The following is a 20,101-nucleotide window of genomic DNA, read 5'->3' as shown; positions in this document are numbered from 1 at the left end:
ATCCTGCCGAATCGTATATGAGAGAAATTCTCGATATCGTCGATACGTTCGAACGCGTCAAACGACACGGTAAGACGGGTGTTCTCGCCAGCGTCGTTCGGGTGGAGGGCTCCACTTATCGGCGTCCGGGGGCACGGGCCTTGTTTTTGCCCGGTGATGAAGTCATCGGCCTCATCGGCGGGGGGTGTCTGGAAAACGATTTGCTGCTTCAGGCGGAAAAAGTACGCAAAAACGGCCGCCCCAAACGGATCGGCTACGACAATACCTCCGACGACGAGATTGTTTGGGGATTAGGGTTGGGGTGCAACGGAAAAGTGGACGTTCTGCTCGAGCCGGTGGGCCCCGGCCAGCCGGGGCCGCTGGAATTTATCGCCCGCTGCCTGAAGGACCGGATGCGGGGGGTGATGGCTACCGTGATTCGCAGCCTCGATTCCTCCCGTCTCGCCAGCCGCTGGATGTGCGACGCCGGCGGTGCTGTCCAGTGGTCGTCCAACTGGGACGATCGGGTCGATCTTTCGGGTCAGGTGGCCGAGGTGAAGGCGGCACGCAAGCCGCAGGTTGTCGCTATTCGGGATAGGGAGATATTGGTGGAGCCGGTCGAGCTGCCCATCCGCTTGCTCGTGGTCGGCGCCGGGCCGGACGCGCTGCCTTTGGTGACCTTCGCCGATCGGCTCGGTTGGAGCGTGGAGGTGTTCGATCACCGGGAAGCCTTCGCCCGGGCCGATCGTTTTCCCGGCGCCCGGTCGGTATCCGTCGTGCCGGTCAAGGATATGGCCCGCGTCGTGCAAACGGACCGACGCACCGCGGTGGTGTTGATGACCCATCATTTTCTCCACGATTGCGAATTGCTGCGGGGTTTATTGCGATCGAATGCCGGCTACTGCGGCGTGCTTGGGCCCAAGGCGCGTTTGGAGCGGCTACTCGATACCTTGAAAAACAACGCTTCGGCATCCCTTGCCCAATCGCGGAAACGGGTAAAGGGACCGGTGGGACTGGATATCGGCGCGGAAACGCCGGAAGAGATCGCGTTGTCGATCGTGGCCGAAATTCAGGCGTGTTTCGCCGGTCGCGACGGGATGCCGCTGAGCCGCAAGGCCGGTCCGATCCATGCCTGAGTGGGAGCGAGGAATTGCGGGCTTGGTGCTTGCCGCCGGCTCCTCCTCGCGTCTTGGACGGCCCAAGCAGCTTTTGACCTTGGACGGCGTTCCCCTGGTGCGGCGGGCTGTCCTGAATGCACTGGAATCCCTGTGCGATCGGGTATTCGTCGTGGTCGGTGCCCATCGAAACCTGATTATGGAGGCGATTTCCGATCTCGATGTGGCGCCGGTCTACAATAGGGCGTGGCGGGAAGGCATGGGTGGTTCAGTGCGTGTTGGCATCGCTCGTATGGGGGAATATCGCGCAGTTCTGATAATTCTCGCCGATCAAATTCGAGTCGGGGTCGCGCATCTCGATCGGCTCATCGAGGCGTTTGAGCGGTACGGGGAGATTGCCGCCAGTAAATATGCCGATACCTTGGGCGTTCCGGCGCTATTTCCCCGCAGATATTTTGACGATTTGCAGCGACTTTCCGGGGACAGTGGCGCCAAATTTCTGCTTCGGAAATACGCTCGGCGCGTGATCCGTATCCCTTGCCCCGAGGCGGTTGTCGATGTCGACGACGCCTACGATCTGCAAAAATCGGGGTGCGATGATGGAATCATTTATGTCCCCAAAGATTAGAATTGTAGTAGGGGCGACCGGCCGGTCGCCCCTACCGCGAAGAGGTAACAGCGCCGTTGTAGATTCTTTCCACCAGCGTCTTGAACCACTTCGGCCGTGTGGTCACGACATACAAGCCGATGGAACCGGTGACCGGCACCGGAGCGATATCCAAAATCAAAAGAGTCAGCAGGGAAAGAAAGCTTTTGATTCGAGCGACCGTGGCCGAGGTGCCGTTGTTCCGAAGCGGTAAATCGACCGCTTGAGCCCGGTGGTTGTCATAAAGATTCTGCACCACCTGGAAAAACCAGATCGGTCTCCGGATCAGGATGAACATACCGATCAGGCACGTCAACGAGAGCGGGCCGAAACCGGTCAAGGCCAGCACTGTCATCGCCAAAAGGCATTTCAATTGAGTGCCATTCATTCCGGCATGGTCGGCCCGCCTGAAGGAGATGTCAATCGTTGGGGCATTCAGCGCGGCGCGTCGTAACGCATGGGGCGGCCCCGCCGGGACAGAACAATTTGCCAAAGCTGAATATAGCGCGCGCGGAATGCGCCGGCAAAGCTCAACAAATAAAACCGCCACATCCGCTGGAAACGCTCTCCGTAATGGTCGCGAAGCGGCGCCCAGCCGCGCTCGAAATTGTCATGCCATGCCAAAAGCGTGCGATCGTAATCGGGGCCGAAGTTCTGCCAGTCCTCCAGGATCAGCTTTCCCTCGATCGCCGCACCGATCTGGCGAATCGAAGGCAGCATCGAATTGGGGAAAATGTAGCGCTCCACCCAGGGGTTGCCGTGGTAGCTCGATGCGTTGCAGCCGATGGTATGGAGCAGGAAGAGGCCGTCCTGCGGAAGGCAGCGTTCGATCACTTCCATGTAGTCGGCATAGTTTCGGTAACCGACATGCTCGAACATTCCCAGGGAATAAGCGCAATCGAATCGCCCGGAGAGGGTGCGATAATCCTTCAGTTCAATGGTTACGGGAAGCCCGCGGCATATCTCGTGTGCGAATTTGGCTTGCTCCTCCGACACGGTGACGCCGTAGACCTCGACGCCGTAACGTTCGGCGGCGAATTTGGCCGCACCGCCCCACCCGCAGCCGATGTCCAAAACCCGCATGCCGGGTTCGAGGCCGAGTTTACGACAGACCAGATCGAGTTTGGCCTCTTGGGCGGCATCCAAGTCGTTGGCGGCCTTCCAATAACCGCAGCTGTAAATCATGTGCCGGTCCAGCATCGATTGATACAGTTCGTTGCCGATGTCGTAATGGTGCTGACCGATATGGAAAGCCCGTCGTACATCTTGCAAATTGAGTAACTTCGCCTGTAGGAAGGCCAGGATATCTTTCCAGGATTGCACGCGTTCGGTGAGGCGGTGGCGCAGGATTCGGTAGATCAATTCGTCCAAACGTTCACAGTCCCACCAACCGTCCATGTAAGATTCGCCGAATCCCATCGAAGTTTCGGCCAATACCCGTTGGAAGAATCGGGGATCATGCACCCGGATATCCCAGGGCCTGCCTCCGTCGATGTGGATGTCGGCTTCTTCCAGAAGAGACGCCACCCGCTCCTTACAAAAAAGATGATCGGACCAGTTCCAATGCCACGATGTCAAAGCTTTGATGGACATGGTGATCCCCTCCGCATGTACACTCGATCACTACATACAATAAATCCGGTTATGATTCAATTTCAAATAGGGGGCATGCGCGATGGCCTGCGATTATAGGGCGATTTGGTTGCGTATAGAAACAATCGAAATATTCTTTTCCCCGTGCGCATTGATTCAAAATAAGTAATTATTAGTTTCTATGGTGTTGACCATCACCGGGTGTTTGCGCTATTTTTGGTTTGGGTGGAATGAGTTACAACACTAGAGTTTGTCGGCATGGCGCCGATTTAGCCCTCAAGTGGAAAGATCGGCGAAATCCAATTTAGGAGGGTATCTGAATGGCTACTTTAAAAGCGGAATTGGAAAACCGGGTCAAGCAGTTCGACCATTGGGCAAAGCGCCGCCGCTATGGGGCGGAAGGACCCAATAATCGTCGGTTGTGGGTATTGGCCTGCATGGACGAGCGATTGCCGGTGGACGAGGCGCTGGGTATCCGCGTGGATACCCCTGTGGGAGGCGGGGATGCTCATTGCTTCCGCAATGCCGGCGGGATTGTCACCGATGATGCGATTCGCTCGGCCATGTTGACCTGTAATTTCTTCGGCACCCAGGAAATCGTCATCGTGCAACATACCCAGTGCGGAATGTTGTCCGCCGACGCCGCGGAATTGGAAGCGGCCCTGAGGCAAAGCGGGGTCGATCCGGACACGCTCACCCTCGATCCGACTCTGCCGGAATTGAGTCTGGCCAAAGGCGCCTTCGCCAAGTGGATCGGCATGATGGATGACGTGGATCAGACCTGCATGAAAACCGTCGAGGCATTCAAAAATCATCCGCTTATCCCCAAGAACGTCACCGTCAGCGGATGGATCTGGGAAGTGGAAACGCGGCGGTTGCGTCCGCCCACCCAGGACCCCGACAAGCGCGCTCGAACCGATGCCACGGCGGATGCCTTCGGAGTGAAGGCGAAGCAACCTCCCCGTTGGGGTTGACCCGAGGTTCAATTGGGATTTACGCATTCCAATTGATTGATCCTGGAGAGGAAGTGGGAGAGAGGGCTCCGGCTCCCCCTCCCAATGTCAGCGATGTTTGGCGATCCGGAGGCACCGTTATGCCCAGTTACGATTACCGCTGCAGGCGCTGCGGCGTCTGTTTCGAAGCGCATCACCCAATGTCCGCCCAGCGGCCGCCGTGCCCCCAATGTGGCGCCGGGGTGGAGCGCATTTTTTTCCATGCTCCGGCCGTGCATGGGCATATGGCCCGCGGCCGGGAAAGGGCGGGGCAAATCCTCGAACCATCGACGCGAAAACACGGTCCCCAATGTCCCTGTTGTCACTGAACCGAGCAATGGTCCGCTATGCGTCTTCTCCCGCGCTCGTGACGGGCAGTTGTTGATTTGCCGCACGGAGGAGGGTCACTCGTAGCGCAGCGCTTCGATGGGATCGAGGCGGGCGGCCTTGCGCGCCGGGAAGTAGCCGAAAATCACCCCCACGGCGGCGGAAAAGAGAAAGGCGACGACGACGATGCCGCCGTTGAAAATGAACGGCACCTGGAGCAAGCGAGCAAGTAGCAGGGATGCGCCCAGGGCCAAGAGGATGCCGATGATGCCGCCGAAGGAAGACAGGACCATCGCTTCCACCAGGAACTGCATCATCACCTCCCGCTCCAAGGCGCCGATGGCCAAGCGGATGCCGATTTCCCGGGTGCGCTCAGTCACCGACACCAGCATGATGTTCATGATGCCGATGCCGCCCACCAGCAGGCTCACCGCGGCGACCGCGCCCAGCAGCGCGGTGAGAATGCGGGTGGTGCCGGTGAGGGTCCGGGCGATCTCCTTCATGTCCATGACGTGGAAATCGTCTTCCTGGCCGCGGCGGATACGGCGACGCTCGCGCAGCAAGCGCTCGATGTCGCGTTTCACTTTTTCCGTGGCGAAACCTTCCCGGGCCGACACTTGAATCAGACCGATATCCCGGTTGCCGGCGACGCGGCGCCAGAAAGTTCGCAACGGGATCAGTACCAAATCGTCCTGATCCGATCCCATGAAGCTTTGTCCCTTGGCTTCCAGCAATCCGACCACTTCGCAGGAGATTTTCTCCAGGCGGATTTTCAAACCCAAGGGATTCTGCCGTCCGAACAATTGTTCGCGAATGGTGGCGCCGAGGATGCACACCGCTTTGCCGGCGCGCAGTTCGCCCACGGTGAAGGGGCGGCCGGCTTGCAGCGGCCAGTTCTTGACGGTCATAAAATGGTTGTCCACGCCGTAGATGGTGGTGGACCAATTGTTATTGCCGTAGATCGCGGTCATGGTCTGCATGGCGGTGGGCGCCACCGCGGCCACCGACGCCAATTCGCGATCGATGGTTTCAATGTCGTCCAGGTCGAAGGCCGGGGCCGCCGAGCGCTGACCGAACGACATGCGTTGGCCCGGTCGAACGATGAGGAGGTTGCTGCCGAGATCGGCGATTTGTTCCTGCACCTGGACGGTGGCGCCGCCCCCCACCGTGACCATGGTAATCACCGCCCCCACGCCGATCACCACGCCGAGAATGGTCAGGGAGGATCGCAGCAGGTTGCGGCGAATCGCCCGAAGGGCCAGAATCAGGGCATTCCAGAACATCGGCTCGCCTCCGTCGGGGATTGTCCGTTTTCGATGAGGCCGTCGAGAAAATGAAGGGTGCGTCCGGCGTAGGCGGCCATGTCGGGTTCGTGGGTCACCATGACCACGGTGATGCCCTGGTCGCGGTTGAAAGCCCGGAGCAGTTCCATGATTTCCCGGCTACGCGCCGTATCCAAGTTGCCGGTGGGCTCGTCGGCGAGAATCACCGCCGGTTCGGTGACGATGGCCCGGGCGATGGCCACCCGTTGCTGCTGTCCCCCGGACAGCTCGCCGGGGGTATGGTGTTCCCAGCCGTCCAGACCGACCCTGGCCAATGCCCCGCGGGCCAATGCGCGGCGCTGGGCTGCGGGGGTGCCGCGATAGATCAAGGGCAGTTCCACGTTTTCCAAGGCGGTGGTGCGTGCCAGCAAGTTGAAGCCCTGAAACACGAAGCCCAGGTAGTGGCGGCGCAGACGGGCGCGCTGGTCGCGGCTGAGACCGACGACGTCGATTTCTTTGAAGTAATAATGGCCCGCGGTGGGCGTGTCCAGGCACCCCAAGATATTCATGCATGTGGATTTGCCCGAACCGCTCGGTCCCATCATCGCCACGAATTCGCCTGCATCGATCCGGATATCCACGCCGCGCAAAGCTTGCATGGCGGCGTGGCCGCTGCCGTAGATTTTGGTCACCCCGACCAATTCGATGAGCGGCGGCTGATCGGCGTTCATGAGGCGGGCATCGCCACGTCCACCACCAGCGGGGTGCCGGGCCGGATGTTGCCCAGTCTCACTTCACTCATCACCCCGTCGCTGACGCCGATGGTCACGGGAACGGCCGTCGGGTGGTTATCCCGTAAAATCCAAACCTGTTGGGCGCCGTCTGGAGAATCTTCCGTCACGTTCGGTTTGCGCGTCGATGGCGGGCGGGGAAATAATTTGGAGAATACGCTGCCGCCGGACCGGGTCTCGGGCGCTTCGGTCGATGGGGGGGTAAAGCGAAGCGCCGTGTTGGGCACCAGCAGCGCATCCTCGACCCGGTTCACGATGATTTCGGCCGTCGCCGTCATCCCGGGACGCAACCAAAGATCGGCATTGCTGACCGCGAGCACGGTTTCGTAGGTAACGACTCCTTCGATGGTCTGCGGCGCGTAGCGCACCTGGGTGATGGTCGCCTGGAAGTGTCGATTGGGGTAGGCGTCCACGGTGAAAATGGCCTCCTGGCCTTTCCTGACCAGCCCCACATCCGCCTCGTCCACCGCCACGTGCAACTCCATCTGGCTCAGGTTTTCCGCCAGCGTGAACAATACCGGTGTCTGCAGCGAGGCGGCCACCGTTTGTCCCGATTCCACCTTGCGCTCGAGCACGATGCCGTCGATCGGGGAGCGGATCACCGCTTTTTCCAGCACCCGGAGGTTTTCGTCCAGCTGAGCCCGGGTTTGCTTCACCTGGGCTTCGGCGCTGGCCAAGGTCGCCTGAGCACGCAGGTAATTGGCTTCGGCGATCTCGAATTCTTCTCTGGAAATCAATGCTTTTTCCACCAACTGCCGAGCCCGTATCAGTTTGTTGCGGGTTTCTTGGAGCGTCGCTTTCGCCTCCCGGACTTTGGCCTTGGCCAGGGCCAAGGAAGCCTCGGTCTGACGGCGTTGTGCTTCGAGCTGTTCGGTGTCCAACTCGGCTAGCACCTGCCCCCGTTCCACCCGGTCGTTGTAATCCACTGACACGGTTTCGATCATGCCAGACACTTCGGTTCCCACCTCCACCTGGTTGAGCGGCTCGAGCGCGCCGGTGGCGGTCACGGTGACGGTCAAGTCTCCCCGCCGCGCTTCGGAGGTGATATAGCGCATCTGACCGTCGCCGTTCCCCCGGAGCCACGCCACGACGGCCACGATGGCCGCCAGCAGTGCCGCCATGCCGAGCCAGAAAAGGATTCGTCGACCTTTCGTCGGGGGATGTTCCAAGCCCAGTACTTGATCGATATTATCCTGAGTCATAAGAGTCCTTGGTCAATCGACGGCGGAGGGCCGGTTCGTCCTTGAACCGGCCGTTGTCGGTTACGGCAAAATACGGTGGGTCAGCGTTTATCGCAAGGCTTGCCATCGCGGCTGCGTTTGAAACGGCGCTGGTGCTTCTCATCCCATTTTTCCGTTTGCTCGGGGGTCAGCACCGCCAGCAGGAGAAGATGCTTTTGCGACTCCTTCGCCAATTGGAGAGGAAGATAATGGCATTTGCGATCGCGTGACCCTTAAGGGCTTGGAAACAGCCTCTTAGCAGGGGGTTGGGTTTTGTCGCATGACGGGGGATGGGAGGAGGTCTCCGACCTTCACCTCGAACCGGTCGCGGCTTTTGTCTTCCAAAAAACTTTCCAAGGTTCGGCGCACGGTGGAAAAGGCCAGCTCGTCCCAGGGAATCTCCGTTTCTTCGAACAGCCGGGTTTCCAGGCTTTCGGGGCCGGGGGCAAAACGCCCGTCGATCAGTTCGGCGCGGAAGAAGATGTGAACCTGATTTACGTGGGGCAGGCTGTAGACCGTATACAGGCCGTGGGATTCGACCTCCGCGCAGGCTTCTTCCCGGGTCTCCCGAATCGCCGCCTGGTCCAGGGTTTCCCCCAATTCCATGAAGCCCGCCGGCAGAGTCCAGAAACCGTAACGGGGCTCGATGGCGCGACGGCATAATAGGATCTTGCCTTCCCACAGGGGAAGGCAACCGGCGATGATCCTCGGGTTTTGATAATGGATGGTGCCGCAGCGTTCGCACACGAAACGCTCGCGGTCCTCGCCGGCCGGAATCTTGAACGTCAACGGGGCGCTACAGTGGGAACAGAATTTCATCAGCGGGTCATGGAGTCGATCAGTTGATCTTCGAGTTCGATACGGGAGGCCAAGGCTTCCCCCAATTGGGAAAGTTCCCGCGCCAGGCGTTCCGGATCGGTGAGTTGCGCCTTTTCATAGCGATCGTTGAAATCGAGGGCGGCTTCCGCGCTCTCGGATATGGCCGGATACAGTTTTTCGGCGGCTTCCAGGACTTTGCGGCGCCGCTCGGTGCCGTTGAGCAGGTATTGATAGATGCCGAAGTGACCGAGAGAAATGTAGTCGATCAGTATTTGACAGAATCGATTCAGGATTTTATCCAGCGATTCTTTATGTCGTTCGTACGGTTGGAGTTCGGCCACTTCCCAGTACAAGGCCCACATTTGCTTGCGCTCCTGCAAAAGCTCCTCGATCATTGCATGGGTTCGTTGCCGCCGTTCGGCGCCTGTATAGCTCGGTTTCGTCATGACAAGCAGTTTGCTATGTGGTAGATTCGCCCATACTTTATGCCATCTGGGCACGGACGGCAATGCTCAGGGGCGGCCTACCCAGCAGTGAAGACACATCGCCGGAGATAGTAAATGGTCAGGAAACGATTGCTCGCCTTGAGCTTGATGATATTGCTTACGGCTTGCGCCACTTCGCCCACGGGACGGTCCCAGCTAATGTTGATGCCGGAAGGACAGTTGACCCAAATGGGGTTCGAGGCGTTCGAGCAAATCAAGAGCAAGGAGCAGATCGAAACCGATCCCGAGATCAACGCTTATGTCCAGTGCGTCGTTCGCGAGTTGACCCGCGATTTGAGCGGGCAGTGGGAGGTTGTGGTGTTCAAGTCGGACCAGGCCAACGCATTCGCTCTGCCGGGCGGCAAGATCGGCGTCTATTCCGGCTTGCTCAAGGTGGCCCAAAATCAGCACCAGTTGGCGGCGGTGGTCGGCCACGAGATCGGCCACGTCCAGGCGCGCCACAGCAATGAGCGGGTATCCCAGGAGTTTGCCGTCAGTCAGTCCTTGGCCCTCATTCAAGCGATCGCCGCGCCCCAGTCGGCGACCGGTCAGTTGGTGATGGGCGCGCTGGGGGTGGGGGCGCAGTATGGCGTACTCATGCCGTTCAGCCGGATTCAGGAATCCGAGGCCGATACCATCGGCCTGGAATTGATGGCCCGGGCCGGTTTCGATCCCCGGGAAGCGGTGCAACTGTGGTACAACATGGAAGCGGCCGGCGGGGCCCGTCCGCCGGAATGGCTTTCCACCCACCCTTCCCACGACACCCGGATTCAAGATTTACAGGCGCGCATGGACAAGGCGCTGGCACTGTATCAAACCGCCCGGGCCCAAGGTCGGGCGCCGAATTGCACTTATTGATTTTCCAGCGCGGCCAATTCGGCGGCAATCTGTCCGGCGAGGCGATCCACCGCGCGCCCCATGGCGGAGACTATCCCCGGATAGCCTCCTTCCGATATCGATTCTTCAATGGTGGATCGTTGCCAAGTTTGCGTGGTCCGGTCGCTTTGTAGCCGCCAATCGGACAGTAGCAGGCAGCGATCCTTTCGAACCTGAAAATCCCGAACTTGGATCTCCACGGTCCAATCCACCTTCACTCGACGCGCGGGCAGGGGCACGATGCGGCTATTCGGCATTCGGGAGATCAGTCCCGCGGTCAACACCCGTTGGAATCCGGCGCCCAAAGGTTCGGCCCAGCGATGGAATTCGGCGAGATTGACGGCCGTGCCCTCCCGTAGGGTTACGATTTGGGGGCGTTCCAAATAGTGTGGCAGCTCAATGTCGGCGATGCCGATCGTCATGCGCCTGGAGGTGGTTTCCTCCGCCGCCGGCGGATTCGGCAGAATGTGGAAATAGGTCGGCGAACTTTTTCCGGTTATCGTGCAACCGCTTGTGAGCACAAGCAGCGCCAAGGCAATGAGAAAAGGCGGGTGTTTGAATGTCATCGGCGGTCTCGTTTTCCTCGCAAGAGGATTTCCGGTTGAGTCTGCAGCGTTTCGCCTAGAATCCTCACTTGGCGGGCGGCATCCCGAAGTTCATCCAGAGTGGTGAATACATGGTCGACGAGCAGCGCGTCCGGTCCCACCACCTGGCTCAATTCGGCGAAGGTTTGATCGGCCCGGACCAAAGTTTGCCGGGATTGGTCCAGGAACGGAACCAGTTCGGCGTCGAGATGCTGAAACAAACGTTGGGAGGTGACCAGGTTGGCATCCAATCGATCGCTCACTCGTGCCAAACGCGGACCGAGTTGTCCGGATACTCGGTCCAGTTTGGTCAGGATGCTGTCCAGCTTCTTGATTGACGATTGGATCTCCGGTTGCCCCACCACCGCGTCAATGTGGGCAAGGGTGGAATTGATAGTGAGGAAAGTATCTTTCAGCGGCAGTTGCCGGACTTCCTTCACCAGCTCCCCGATGGTGCTTTCGATTTCTTCCTGGCTGGAGGGAATGGAAGGAATTTCTTCCAGCTTTTGTTCCAAGTCCACCAGGCGCACCGGTGTGTCCGGATGGAAGTCCAAATCCACGTAAAGCTGGCCGGTGACCAGGCTCTGCAGTTTGAGTTGGGCGCGCAAGCCGGCCTTGATCAATTCCTCGCTGGGCATTCCCTGCCAGGGAAGACCGGTTTTATCGCCCATCTGCAATCGACTCAAATCCACTTCGATTACCACCGGCGTCCTCAGGGTGCGTTCCTCGGGTTGGTATTGGATCAGGATTTCGTTCACCTTGCCCACCTGGACTCCGCGCATCTTGACCGGCGCGCCCACGTTGAGGCCGTTGACCGATTCGGAAAAATACACCACGAAACGTTCCCGTTCCGACCAAAGCTCGCCGCCGGCGTAAATCATCAGGGTCAACACCGAAATGGCCAGGGCACCGAGCACGAAGGCGCCGATGGTGGCCGGGTTGGCCTGCCTGCTCATAGGGTTCCTCCTCGGGTCAGAAATTCACGCACCCTGGGCTCGTGGCAGGATTTCAGCAGTTCGCGGGGCGAACCCTGGGCGATCATGGTTTTGCTTTCATTGTCCAGAAAGATCGAATTGGTGCCGATGCTCAAGATACTGGGCAGTTCGTGGGTGACCATGACCACCGTCGCGCCCAGGCTGTCGCGCAATTCCACGATCAGGTCGTCCAGGTGCTTGGCGCTGATCGGATCCAATCCCGCCGAGGGTTCGTCGAAGAACAGGAGCGCCGGATCCAGGGCGATGGCCCGGGCGAGACCGGCGCGCTTTTTCATCCCGCCGCTGACCTCGTAGGGATAATAATCCTCGAATCCGCGTAGCCCCACCAAGGCCAGCTTGAGGGAAACCAACGCCGAGATTTGCGCCTTACCCAGGTCGGTATATTCCTCCATCGGCAATCCCACGTTTTCGCCCAAAGTCATCGAACTCCACAGTGCGCCGCTTTGATAAAGCGTGCCGATCTGGCGCAGAATATCACTGCGGGTGGCGTCGTCGGCAGCCCAAAAGTCCACTTGTTCGTAGAAAATTTGGCCGCGGGACGGACGCATCAGGCCGATCAGGTGGTTCAATAGAGTGCTTTTCCCGCAGCCACTGCCGCCCATGATGACGAAGATGTCGCCTTTTTCAATGGTGAAATCAAGATCCTTTTGGATCACGTTGCTACCGTAGGCCATGGTCAAGTTGCGAACGGTAATATGGGGTTCGGCCACGGTCAGAAATTCAATTGGGTGAAAAGAATCGTCAACAGGGCGTCGGCCACCACGATGGCGACGATGCCGGTGACCACCGCCGAGGTGGCGGCTTCCCCCACCGCCTGGGCGCTGCGTTGGCATTGGATGCCGCGGAGGCAGCCGGCGGTGGCGATCAACACCCCGAACACGGCGGCCTTGATCAGACCGACGGTGGCGTGATTGGGCGAAAAGGCGGCGCGAGTCTGATGGGCGTATTCCAGCAACGTCAGATCGAATACGCTGACCGCCGCCAGGGCGCCTCCGAAAATTCCCACCAAATTGGCGTATACGGTGAGCAGGGGCACCATCACGATCAAGGCCAGCATGCGGGGTAGGATCAGAAAATCCATCGGCGACACGCCCAGGGTTCTGAGCGCGTCGATCTCCTGGTTGACCTGCATGGTGCCGAGTTGGGCGGCATAGGCCGATCCCGTACGACCGGCCATGATCACCGCGGTCATCATCGCCCCCATTTCCCTCAGCATGCCCAGTTCCACCAGGTTGGCCACGTATACTTGGGCGCCGAACATTTGCAGTTGCACCGCGCCTACGTAGGCTAAAACCAATCCCACCAGCAGGGCGATCAGGGTGACGATGGGCAAGGCGTTGGGTCCGCATTCCTCCAATAGCAGCCCCAAATCCCGGCGCCGATGGCGACCGCGTCCGATGAGGAAGCGAAAGGCGGAGAGGCTGGCTTCGCCGATAAAATGGGTGAATTCGTGGGCCTCCCCCGCCAGTTGCTGCACTTTTAACCCGATGCGCTCCAGCCAGGAAGGCGCCGCATGGGTCGGACCGGCTTGGGCGGTGACCGCCGTGGCCAGACGCAGCAGACGTTGAGCCCCTTGGGGTGCCGCTTCCACATTCAGCTCAAGCTGCTGCTGCCGGCAGTATTCGTCGAGTTGGAATAGGAATAAAATCAGACAGCTATCCCATTCCTTAAGGTCAGTGCCATCGACGGCGATTCGGCGGACACGGTATTCTTCCACGTTCAAGGCGATCTCTCCGATTCCCGGTCGGCAAGCGGTGCTGAGCAACCAGTTGCCGCCGAGACATACGATCAGCGAATCGTCTTCATGGTGTAGCGCCATCAGTGCGGTTTGCCTGAATTCCGGCATAGAGGGGAACCGTTGGGGAAGAACGTTGTATGATTGAATTCAAATTCCATATTACCGGAGGCATCAATGGCTCACAAGATGCGTGCCATGCTCCTGGAGCGGCCGGGTGACCCCTTGCGCTTGATCGAGCGGGAAATCCCCCGGCCCGGTCCAGGACAGATTTTGATCAAGGTTAAAGCTTGCGGCGTCTGCCGTACCGACCTTCATGTGGTCGACGGGGATCTGCCCGATCCCAAGCTGCCTCTCATTCCCGGTCACGAAATCGTCGGGGAAGTGGACTCGATGGGGGAAGGCGTGGATTGGTTTCGGGAGGGGCAGCGGGTGGGTATTCCGTGGCTCGGGCATACCTGCGGCCGGTGCCGGTTTTGCCGCATGGAGCGCGAGAATCTGTGTGATGCGCCCGGCTTTACCGGTTATACCCTGAACGGCGGCTACGCCGAGTATACCGTGGCCGATGCCCGTTATTGTTTTCCCCTTCCGGGCAACTACGACGATCTTCACGCCGCGCCCTTGTTGTGCGCCGGCCTGATCGGCTACCGTTCCTACGCCTTGGCGAAGGGCGCCGAGGAGGTCGGGCTGTACGGTTTCGGTGCCGCCGCCCACATCATCGCTCAGGTGGCGGTTCAACAGAAGAGGAGGGTTTACGCCTTCACCCGCCCCGGCGACGTGGCAGCGCAGGACTTCGCCCGAGATCTGGGAGCGGTCTGGGCGGGAGATTCCGGTCAACTGCCTCCCGAAGCCTTGGATGCGGCGATTCTCTATGCGCCGGTGGGGGCGCTGGTGCCTCAAGCGCTGAAGGCGGTCCGCAAAGGCGGACAGGTGATCTGTGCGGGTATTCATATGAGCGACATCCCCTCGTTTCCCTATTCCCTGTTATGGGGCGAGCGCAGCATTTGTTCGGTGGCCAACCTGACCCGCCGGGACGGGGAGGAATTTTTGGCCATTGCCGCGGTCTCTCAAATCCGGACCGAAGTTCACCCTTATCCCCTCACCGAAGCCAATCGGGCGCTGGAGGATTTGCGGCAGGGCAGATTTCAGGGGGCGGCGGTGCTAGTACCATAACCCTATTCGAGGAAAGCGCGATGAGTCAGACGAAACATAAGCCCGGCGAGGCCGCCCTATTCGAGGAAGCGATGGCCGGGACCCGACCTCTGACCGGGACCGACAAGCTCCCTTTGCCCAAACCCAAGCGGGCCACCCCGGGGCAGGTCTACCGGCGCGAGGCGGCCGAACGCATGTTGGACGATGAAACTTTCTTGCCCACCACCTTTATCGACCCGGTTCCCGCCGACGCGGTGCTGGGTTATAAGCGCCCCGGCGTGCAGCACGGCGTGTTCCGAAAGCTCCGCCGCGGCGAGTATCCGTTGGAGGCGCTTTTGGATCTGCATCATTTAACGGTGGCCAAGGCCCGACGCGAGGTCTATGGGTTCGTTCAGGCATGTCTTCGGGACGAAGTGCGTTGCGCCCTGATCATTCACGGTAAGGGAGGACGCGGACCGGAAGGCGAGCGCCGCGCCATGCTCAAGAGCTGCTTGGCCTACTGGCTGCCTATGTTGCCGGAGGTGATGGCGTTTCACAGCGCTCAGAAATGTCACGGAGGGCACGGGGCGCTTTATGTCATGTTGAAAAAGGGGGCGCTGCAAAAGGAACGCAACCGGCGCCGGTTTCAAATGGCGGAGAGATGATCGAGGAATCGAAACGTAGCCGATCCCCATGTCCACGGAATTGAGCGGCCTGCACGCCGTCGCCGCCTGCTTCGATCTGCCTTCGCCAGTGGTGAAGGTGGAAACCTTGGGCAATGGTTTGATCAACGATACCTACCGGGTGATTACCCATTCCCTTAGCGGGGTGCTACAGCGCATCAATCGCGCGGTGTTTCCCCGGCCGGCGCAGGTGATGACCAACCTGCGCCGGCTTCACGATCATTGGCGGGATTGGCCCCTGCCCGGCCTCCAATTGCCGTGTCTGATACCCACCCGGACGGGTGAAGATTGGATCGAAGACGGCGCCGGAGGTTGTTGGCGTATGCTGGAATATATCGACGGAACGACGCTCGACAAGGTTGCCATCCCGGCGGTGGCCGAATCGCTCGGTTGGAGCTTGGGGCGTTTTCACCGCCTGCTGGCCGAGTTGGATTCGGCCGATTGGCACGATACCCTGCCCGGGTTCCATGTCACTTCCCTTTATCTCGAAGCGCTCGACCGTGCCTGCGGCCGGCGGCGGGAGTCGGTCTCTCGGGCGTTGGCGGCGCTGCTCCATTGGATCGACCGGCAGCGGGGTTGGGCGGTGGGGTTGGATCGGGCCAGAGCCGAAAGGCGCTTGCCGCTTCGCATCGTGCATGGCGATCCCAAGCTGGACAACCTCCTGTTCGAACGCGCATCCGACCGACCCCTGGCTTGGATCGACCTGGATACGGTCATGCCAGGGCTGGTTCACCACGATGTCGGCGATTGTCTGCGCTCCGTCTGTCGCGCCGGGGAGGGGCGTTTCGATTTGGATACGGCGGCAGCCGTTTTGCGAGGTTGGTACAGCGAAGCGGGGCGTTTTCTCGAAAGGGAGGAGGTCCGTTGGGTGCCGGAGGCGATTCGCTTGCTGCCCTTCGAATTGGGGGTCCGGTTCCTCACCGATTATCTCGACGGCAACCGCTACTTCAAAGTGACCGATCCGGAGGAGAATCTTCGTCGCGCCCTGGAGCAGTTCGAGCTGACCCGGGATATCCAGCGTCAGGAAGCCTCCCTGCGCGCCCTTTGGCGATCGATCAGCGCAGCACCTGGAAAATGAGGGACCGGGCCTTGGATTCCAGGAGCGTCAGGCGGTTGTTTTGCCGGCAGCGGGTGTTGATTTCGTCCAGATCCTCCACCGCCAAGCGGATGATCTTTTCCGTCACCCCCGGGTAATGGGCTTCGATCTCCATCAGATTGGAGTAGGGCAACGCGAATACCAGGCGCGCGATGTGATTGGCGAGAATGGCGATGGTGGTGGGGTAGATCCGGTTGCCGGTGATCTGCTTCAGTGCCAATACCGTGGCGGTATACGAGTCGCCGCAGCCGGTGGCGTCCTTGTGGCTGATATCGCCTTCCGTCGCTTCGATGAGTTGATCGATCCGGTCGCCGGTTTCCGGGGCGATGATGGGGATGTAATACTGGACCTTCTTGCGAGTGTTGTTTTCCTTGTCTTCGTACTTGAAGCTGGCGATCGTCGGGTTGGAGCCGTCGGTGATGAAAACGCTCTCCTTGACTCCGAATCGGTGCAGGATGTCGGCGCAGCGCTGGGCGACGATACGCCGCTTTTCCGGGTCCTCGGGCAACACCAGGCTGGTTTGCTGGTCCTTGCCCAGCTCCGACTTGAAAATCCCGAACAGACGCACGAAGCTGGTTCGCCCGCCGGCGGGTTTTTCGTTGTTATGGTATTCCTCCAGATGCTCCAGCAACACGTCGTCGTTGCGGATGTAGCGGGAATTGGACTTGCGAATCCAGGCCAAGGCCTCGCCCAGATTCAGGGTCATGGTTTCGCATACCCCCATGGGCGAGGCGTAGCGGTCGATGCCGTCGCGAATCTGGTTGGAGCCGACGCTCCAGACGATCGAATGCTCGGCCAGGTCGTTGCGGACCCGCACCGCGATATCCCAAAAGATGCGATCGTCGGGCTGGTTATGGAGGAGCAGGAAGCGCGGCGTGCGCATGGAGGGAATGGCGCGATTCTGATTGATGTCCCCGTAGGGGGTGCTGAAATAGATTTCCTCGCCGGTCGACTGATTCTTGATGAACACCGAACGCCGCGGCTTGCCGTCCACCCAGATGATGTCCAGGTTGGGGAACGGTTCGGCCTGCTTGCGGACGGTTTCCGCCTGCGCCTTCGGCAAAGTCAGGTAAAGGTGGGTCTTGGGCAGGTCGCTTTCCGGCAGGCCCAACGCCCGGTACAGGGCGAGATTGATGATCGCGCTGTCCACGGTGGTGTTGAACGCGCCGCCGCCGAGGCCTCGGTGAATTCGGGCGGCTTCCCGTTGAAAGGCCAGGGCCAGGGTGACCGGACGCGGATCGTCGCTGACGATGGTCAGGGAAATTTCGGTATCCGTTTCTTCCAGGTCGATGGTTTGGGCGGGCAATTTGGGAATGCCCTGTTCGATCTTTTCCTGAATGCTGGCGGAGCGAGCGCTTTGGACTTTTTGCTCCACCGTCCGGAAAACCTCGTCCGGCACCTCGATGCGAATATCCTCCACCGTACCGCACTCGATGGAAGTCGAGACGACGTCGCAATCGATCTCATTGCGTTTGGCGACCCTGCTCAGGCTTTCGGGGAGTTGCGCGAACAGAGGGTTTCCCGCCTCGCGATTTTTTGCTTCGGAGGAGACGTCCGGATTACCGGTCTTGGGGGTATGCTCTTGCATGCAAACGACCTGGTTCGAGTAAATCTTGACAGACGAAAATAAATGGAAGCTGCTTACGGTACCGTCAAAGGCCTGGAATTGTCAAGGTGAGCGATTTATTTGCGATCCAAAAAAACCTTTGAAATCAATTGCTTTTTTGAATGACCGGGTAGCGCTGAAGAAATCGCCATAAAAGAAAGGCGGCGAGCACCAAAGATCCCATTCCTTCCGCTGCATTGGGATGCCAATCGGCGGATATCCAGGGAATTCCGGCATAGGCCAGGCCTAGGAAGGAAAAACCGTTGCCCAGGATATGGGCGGCGGCGGTGACGTAAAGACTGCCGCCGCGCGCCACGTAGGCGGCGAGCATCAATCCCAGGGGCAGGGCGGCCAGGATCTGGACCGGTTTCAGATGGATCAGGGCGAACAGCACGGTGGTCCCGAGGATGGCGGTGAGAATTCCGAAGCGGCGGCGGAGGGCGGCGAGCAGAAATCCGCGGAATAGCAGTTCCTCGATGACCGGCGCCGCCCCCGCCGCCACCCCGGCCAGGGCGAGCCATTCAAAAGACGTGGCCGGTTGGAATAGCTGCAGGTATTCGTCCACCAAGGGGGCGGGAGTCAGCCAGAGAATCACGGCGTCGCTGGCGAAGGCGATGGCTTGAAACCAAAGGACGATTTGGATGCCCTCGGCCCAGTCGACCCGGTGCAGCCCCAGGGATTGAAGGTCGAAGCGGCTGACATAGATTAAAAGGGCGGCTAAAAAACCGCTTTCCACCACCAGGGTCGCGCGCCACAGCCACTGCGGCCCCAGCCACGCCACCAGGGCGGTCGCCGCCAACTGGACCACCAGGGCGTAGCAAGCGATCAGGCTCAAAGCGAGACCGACGCCGGGAATGTTTAAATGATGGTGGGCGGTAATTTTTCGACCCTCGACTTGTGCGTATGGGGTAGGATTATATCCTTTTGCCCGACCTCCCCACGACCGTGTCCGTTCAATCCTTCGACGTGATCGTCCTCGGCGCCGGCGCCGCCGGTCTGATGTGCGCCATTGCCGCCGGCCGGCGCGGGCGGCGGGTGCTGGTGCTCGATCATGCCAACAAAGCCGGCAAGAAGATCCTCATGTCCGGCGGCGGGCGGTGCAATTTTACCAACCTGTATCTGGAAGCCGAGCATTATCTGTCCCGCAATCCCCATTTCTGCAAATCCGCGCTCAGCCGCTTCACTCAGTGGGACTTCATCGATCTGGTGGCGCGGCATCGCATTCCCCATCACGAGAAAACCCGGGGCCGGCTTTACTGTGATCGAAGCGCGCGCGATATTTTGGACATGCTCTTGGCCGAGTGCCGACAGGCGGGCGTGATTCTACGCCTCAAGACAGCCGTCACCGATATCGAGCCGGGGCTCGAGGGCGGCTTTGCCTTGGCGGGGGAAAAAGGGGAATGGCGCTGCCGCTCCTTGGTGATCGCCACTGGAGGCTTGTCGATTCCCAAAATGGGCGCCACACCGTTCGGGTATCGGCTCGCCGAGCGCTTCGGGCACACGATCATTCCGCCCCGGGCCGGCTTGGTGCCTTTCGTTTGGCAGGGCAGCGACAAAAACCGTTTCCACGACCTGGCCGGCATCGGCTTGTCCGTGCGGGTCAGTGTCGAGCGGCAGACTTTCGAAGAGGAAATGCTTTTCACCCACCGGGGTTTGAGCGGTCCGGCCATCCTGCAAATCTCCTCCTATTGGACGCCGGGGGAAGCGGTGGTCATCGATTTATCGCCGGGCCGGGCGGTGAGCGAAATTATAAGCAATGCTCGCAGGCATCACCCCCAGCAACGGCTCAAGACGGCACTGGCGAGGTATTTGCCCAAACGCCTGGTGCCTCGTCTGCTGGAACCCCACTGGCTCGATCGTCCCCTGGCCCATGTGGGAGATGCCGGGATCGAACGGATAAGCGAATGTATTCATCGGTGGCGGGTGACGCCGGGAGGGACGGAAGGTTACCGGACCGCCGAAGTGACCTTGGGCGGGGTGCATTGCGACGAACTTTCGTCCAAGACCCTGGCCAGTCGGATCGTGCCCGATTTATATTTCATCGGCGAGGTGGTGGACGTGACCGGCCAACTGGGCGGCTACAACTTCCAGTGGGCGTGGTCGTCGGGTTGGTGTGCCGGCCAGTTCGTGTAAGCCCCGCAGGCATTCTGCCCATCCGCCAAATGT

At 59.9% G+C, this 20,101-nt stretch carries 22 protein-coding genes; 9 read left to right on the top strand and 13 right to left on the bottom strand.

The window, feature by feature from the left end:
* Positions 1 to 17 precede the first annotated feature (17 nt).
* Together H035_RS0115520 and H035_RS0115515 are read left to right on the top strand one after the other, a co-directional pair.
* Entirely contained in the window at positions 18 to 1,115 is a 1,098-nt protein-coding gene (locus tag H035_RS0115520; RefSeq protein WP_022949879.1) for an XdhC family protein, read from the top strand.
* Complete coding sequence (locus H035_RS0115515) at positions 1,108 to 1,722, top strand: nucleotidyltransferase family protein (RefSeq protein WP_026596692.1); 615 nt, start codon at positions 1,108 to 1,110, stop codon at positions 1,720 to 1,722. The genes H035_RS0115520 and H035_RS0115515 overlap by 8 nt, the downstream gene beginning before the upstream one ends.
* Positions 1,723 to 1,753: 31 nt before the next feature.
* On the opposite strand, the gene H035_RS22285 is transcribed toward H035_RS0115515, so the two are convergent.
* Both H035_RS22285 and cfa read right to left on the bottom strand, forming a co-directional pair.
* The gene (locus H035_RS22285) at positions 1,754 to 2,128 is read right to left on the bottom strand and encodes a hypothetical protein (protein WP_022949877.1); all 375 of its coding nucleotides are present in this window, start codon (positions 2,126 to 2,128) and stop codon (positions 1,754 to 1,756) included.
* Between the two features lie 47 nt (positions 2,129 to 2,175).
* A complete protein-coding gene (cfa, locus tag H035_RS0115500; RefSeq protein ID WP_022949876.1) occupies positions 2,176 to 3,333 on the bottom strand; it encodes a cyclopropane fatty acyl phospholipid synthase in 1,158 nt (385 codons plus the stop codon).
* Positions 3,334 to 3,653: 320 nt separating this feature from the next.
* Between cfa and H035_RS0115495 the strand changes: the two genes are divergently transcribed.
* Both H035_RS0115495 and H035_RS22805 read left to right on the top strand, forming a co-directional pair.
* Complete coding sequence (locus H035_RS0115495; RefSeq protein ID WP_022949875.1) at positions 3,654 to 4,307, top strand: beta-class carbonic anhydrase; 654 nt, start codon at positions 3,654 to 3,656, stop codon at positions 4,305 to 4,307.
* Positions 4,308 to 4,426: 119 nt separating this feature from the next.
* Positions 4,427 to 4,654, top strand: a complete 228-nt coding sequence (locus H035_RS22805) for an FmdB family zinc ribbon protein (protein ID WP_084684989.1) — start codon at positions 4,427 to 4,429, stop codon at positions 4,652 to 4,654.
* 75 nt (positions 4,655 to 4,729) lie between these two features.
* Here H035_RS22805 and H035_RS0115490 read toward each other — a convergent pair whose 3' ends face one another.
* The 5 genes from H035_RS0115490 to H035_RS0115465 all read right to left on the bottom strand — a co-directional run bounded on the left by H035_RS0115490 (position 4,730) and on the right by H035_RS0115465 (position 9,190).
* Complete coding sequence (locus tag H035_RS0115490; protein WP_022949874.1) at positions 4,730 to 5,935, bottom strand: ABC transporter permease; 1,206 nt, start codon at positions 5,933 to 5,935, stop codon at positions 4,730 to 4,732.
* Positions 5,917 to 6,645 (bottom strand): ABC transporter ATP-binding protein, encoded by a 729-nt coding sequence (locus H035_RS0115485; RefSeq protein ID WP_022949873.1) that lies wholly within the window; start codon positions 6,643 to 6,645, stop codon positions 5,917 to 5,919. Before H035_RS0115485 ends, H035_RS0115490 begins: the two co-directional genes overlap by 19 nt.
* On the bottom strand, positions 6,642 to 7,907 hold the full coding sequence (locus H035_RS0115480) for an efflux RND transporter periplasmic adaptor subunit (protein ID WP_022949872.1): 1,266 nt from the start codon (positions 7,905 to 7,907) through the stop codon (positions 6,642 to 6,644). The genes H035_RS0115485 and H035_RS0115480 overlap by 4 nt, the downstream gene beginning before the upstream one ends.
* Positions 7,908 to 8,180: 273 nt before the next feature.
* Positions 8,181 to 8,744 carry an NUDIX hydrolase gene (locus tag H035_RS0115470; RefSeq protein ID WP_022949870.1) on the bottom strand — a complete coding sequence of 188 codons (564 nt, stop codon included), beginning with the start codon at positions 8,742 to 8,744 and terminating at the stop codon, positions 8,181 to 8,183.
* Positions 8,744 to 9,190 (bottom strand): Rsd/AlgQ family anti-sigma factor, encoded by a 447-nt coding sequence (locus H035_RS0115465; RefSeq protein WP_022949869.1) that lies wholly within the window; start codon positions 9,188 to 9,190, stop codon positions 8,744 to 8,746. Before H035_RS0115465 ends, H035_RS0115470 begins: the two co-directional genes overlap by 1 nt.
* Before the next feature lie 114 nt (positions 9,191 to 9,304).
* Here H035_RS0115465 and H035_RS0115460 point away from each other — a divergent pair, with 114 nt between their 5' ends.
* Positions 9,305 to 10,087: a M48 family metallopeptidase gene (locus H035_RS0115460; protein ID WP_022949868.1), complete on the top strand. Its 783-nt coding sequence runs from the start codon at positions 9,305 to 9,307 to the stop codon at positions 10,085 to 10,087.
* Here H035_RS0115460 and H035_RS21005 read toward each other — a convergent pair.
* Genes H035_RS21005 through H035_RS0115440 form a run of 4 tightly spaced genes read right to left on the bottom strand, consistent with a single transcriptional unit; the run spans position 10,081 to position 13,503 of the window.
* Complete coding sequence (locus tag H035_RS21005; RefSeq protein ID WP_022949867.1) at positions 10,081 to 10,671, bottom strand: PqiC family protein; 591 nt, start codon at positions 10,669 to 10,671, stop codon at positions 10,081 to 10,083. The genes H035_RS0115460 and H035_RS21005 overlap by 7 nt on opposite strands.
* Entirely contained in the window at positions 10,668 to 11,645 is a 978-nt protein-coding gene (locus H035_RS0115450) for an MlaD family protein (RefSeq protein WP_022949866.1), read from the bottom strand. Before H035_RS0115450 ends, H035_RS21005 begins: the two co-directional genes overlap by 4 nt.
* Positions 11,642 to 12,394 (bottom strand): ABC transporter ATP-binding protein, encoded by a 753-nt coding sequence (locus tag H035_RS0115445; protein ID WP_022949865.1) that lies wholly within the window; start codon positions 12,392 to 12,394, stop codon positions 11,642 to 11,644. Before H035_RS0115445 ends, H035_RS0115450 begins: the two co-directional genes overlap by 4 nt.
* A 2-nt stretch (positions 12,395 to 12,396) precedes the next feature.
* Positions 12,397 to 13,503 carry an MlaE family ABC transporter permease gene (locus tag H035_RS0115440; protein WP_022949864.1) on the bottom strand — a complete coding sequence of 369 codons (1,107 nt, stop codon included), beginning with the start codon at positions 13,501 to 13,503 and terminating at the stop codon, positions 12,397 to 12,399.
* A gap of 93 nt (positions 13,504 to 13,596) precedes the next feature.
* Between H035_RS0115440 and H035_RS0115435 the strand changes: the two genes are divergently transcribed.
* The 3 genes from H035_RS0115435 to H035_RS0115425 are packed head-to-tail and all read left to right on the top strand — an operon-like array spanning position 13,597 to position 16,311.
* On the top strand, positions 13,597 to 14,592 hold the full coding sequence (locus H035_RS0115435; RefSeq protein WP_022949863.1) for a zinc-dependent alcohol dehydrogenase family protein: 996 nt from the start codon (positions 13,597 to 13,599) through the stop codon (positions 14,590 to 14,592).
* 20 nt (positions 14,593 to 14,612) lie between these two features.
* Complete coding sequence (smrA, locus tag H035_RS0115430; protein ID WP_022949862.1) at positions 14,613 to 15,215, top strand: DNA endonuclease SmrA; 603 nt, start codon at positions 14,613 to 14,615, stop codon at positions 15,213 to 15,215.
* Positions 15,216 to 15,243: 28 nt separating this feature from the next.
* Positions 15,244 to 16,311, top strand: a complete 1,068-nt coding sequence (locus H035_RS0115425; protein WP_022949861.1) for a phosphotransferase enzyme family protein — start codon at positions 15,244 to 15,246, stop codon at positions 16,309 to 16,311.
* On the opposite strand, the gene H035_RS0115420 is transcribed toward H035_RS0115425, so the two are convergent.
* Together H035_RS0115420 and H035_RS0115415 are read right to left on the bottom strand one after the other, a co-directional pair.
* Positions 16,289 to 17,917, bottom strand: a complete 1,629-nt coding sequence (locus H035_RS0115420) for a hypothetical protein (protein ID WP_022949860.1) — start codon at positions 17,915 to 17,917, stop codon at positions 16,289 to 16,291. The two genes, H035_RS0115425 and H035_RS0115420, sit on opposite strands and share 23 nt — an antisense overlap.
* A 124-nt stretch (positions 17,918 to 18,041) precedes the next feature.
* The gene (locus tag H035_RS0115415; protein WP_022949859.1) at positions 18,042 to 18,770 is read right to left on the bottom strand and encodes a CPBP family intramembrane glutamic endopeptidase; all 729 of its coding nucleotides are present in this window, start codon (positions 18,768 to 18,770) and stop codon (positions 18,042 to 18,044) included.
* 89 nt (positions 18,771 to 18,859) lie between these two features.
* Between H035_RS0115415 and H035_RS0115410 the strand changes: the two genes are divergently transcribed.
* Positions 18,860 to 20,068, top strand: coding sequence for a BaiN/RdsA family NAD(P)/FAD-dependent oxidoreductase (locus H035_RS0115410; RefSeq protein ID WP_022949858.1), 1,209 nt, complete (start codon positions 18,860 to 18,862; stop codon positions 20,066 to 20,068).
* The last annotated feature ends 33 nt before the right edge of the window (positions 20,069 to 20,101 follow it).

The organism is Methylohalobius crimeensis 10Ki, assembly GCF_000421465.1.
In the GTDB taxonomy this organism is placed as follows: domain Bacteria; phylum Pseudomonadota; class Gammaproteobacteria; order Methylococcales; family Methylothermaceae; genus Methylohalobius; species Methylohalobius crimeensis.
The sequence above is the reverse complement of the archived record's forward strand: the minus strand, read 5'-3'. Positions and strand labels throughout refer to the sequence as shown.

Bases quoted from the DNA above. Each gene is read 5' to 3' on its own strand.
- H035_RS0115520 (WP_022949879.1), top strand. From the start codon at position 18: ATGAGAGAAATTCTCGATATCGTCGATACGTTCGAACGCGTCAAACGA.
- H035_RS0115515 (WP_026596692.1), top strand. From the start codon at position 1,108: ATGCCTGAGTGGGAGCGAGGAATTGCGGGCTTGGTGCTTGCCGCCGGC.
- H035_RS22285 (WP_022949877.1), bottom strand. From the start codon at position 2,128: ATGAATGGCACTCAATTGAAATGCCTTTTGGCGATGACAGTGCTGGCC.
- cfa (WP_022949876.1), bottom strand. From the start codon at position 3,333: ATGTCCATCAAAGCTTTGACATCGTGGCATTGGAACTGGTCCGATCAT.
- H035_RS0115495 (WP_022949875.1), top strand. From the start codon at position 3,654: ATGGCTACTTTAAAAGCGGAATTGGAAAACCGGGTCAAGCAGTTCGAC.
- H035_RS22805 (WP_084684989.1), top strand. From the start codon at position 4,427: ATGCCCAGTTACGATTACCGCTGCAGGCGCTGCGGCGTCTGTTTCGAA.
- H035_RS0115490 (WP_022949874.1), bottom strand. From the start codon at position 5,935: ATGTTCTGGAATGCCCTGATTCTGGCCCTTCGGGCGATTCGCCGCAAC.
- H035_RS0115485 (WP_022949873.1), bottom strand. From the start codon at position 6,645: ATGAACGCCGATCAGCCGCCGCTCATCGAATTGGTCGGGGTGACCAAA.
- H035_RS0115480 (WP_022949872.1), bottom strand. From the start codon at position 7,907: ATGACTCAGGATAATATCGATCAAGTACTGGGCTTGGAACATCCCCCG.
- H035_RS0115470 (WP_022949870.1), bottom strand. From the start codon at position 8,744: ATGAAATTCTGTTCCCACTGTAGCGCCCCGTTGACGTTCAAGATTCCG.
- H035_RS0115465 (WP_022949869.1), bottom strand. From the start codon at position 9,190: ATGACGAAACCGAGCTATACAGGCGCCGAACGGCGGCAACGAACCCAT.
- H035_RS0115460 (WP_022949868.1), top strand. From the start codon at position 9,305: ATGGTCAGGAAACGATTGCTCGCCTTGAGCTTGATGATATTGCTTACG.
- H035_RS21005 (WP_022949867.1), bottom strand. From the start codon at position 10,671: ATGACATTCAAACACCCGCCTTTTCTCATTGCCTTGGCGCTGCTTGTG.
- H035_RS0115450 (WP_022949866.1), bottom strand. From the start codon at position 11,645: ATGAGCAGGCAGGCCAACCCGGCCACCATCGGCGCCTTCGTGCTCGGT.
- H035_RS0115440 (WP_022949864.1), bottom strand. From the start codon at position 13,503: ATGGCGCTACACCATGAAGACGATTCGCTGATCGTATGTCTCGGCGGC.
- H035_RS0115435 (WP_022949863.1), top strand. From the start codon at position 13,597: ATGGCTCACAAGATGCGTGCCATGCTCCTGGAGCGGCCGGGTGACCCC.
- smrA (WP_022949862.1), top strand. From the start codon at position 14,613: ATGAGTCAGACGAAACATAAGCCCGGCGAGGCCGCCCTATTCGAGGAA.
- H035_RS0115425 (WP_022949861.1), top strand. From the start codon at position 15,244: ATGTCCACGGAATTGAGCGGCCTGCACGCCGTCGCCGCCTGCTTCGAT.
- H035_RS0115420 (WP_022949860.1), bottom strand. From the start codon at position 17,917: ATGCAAGAGCATACCCCCAAGACCGGTAATCCGGACGTCTCCTCCGAA.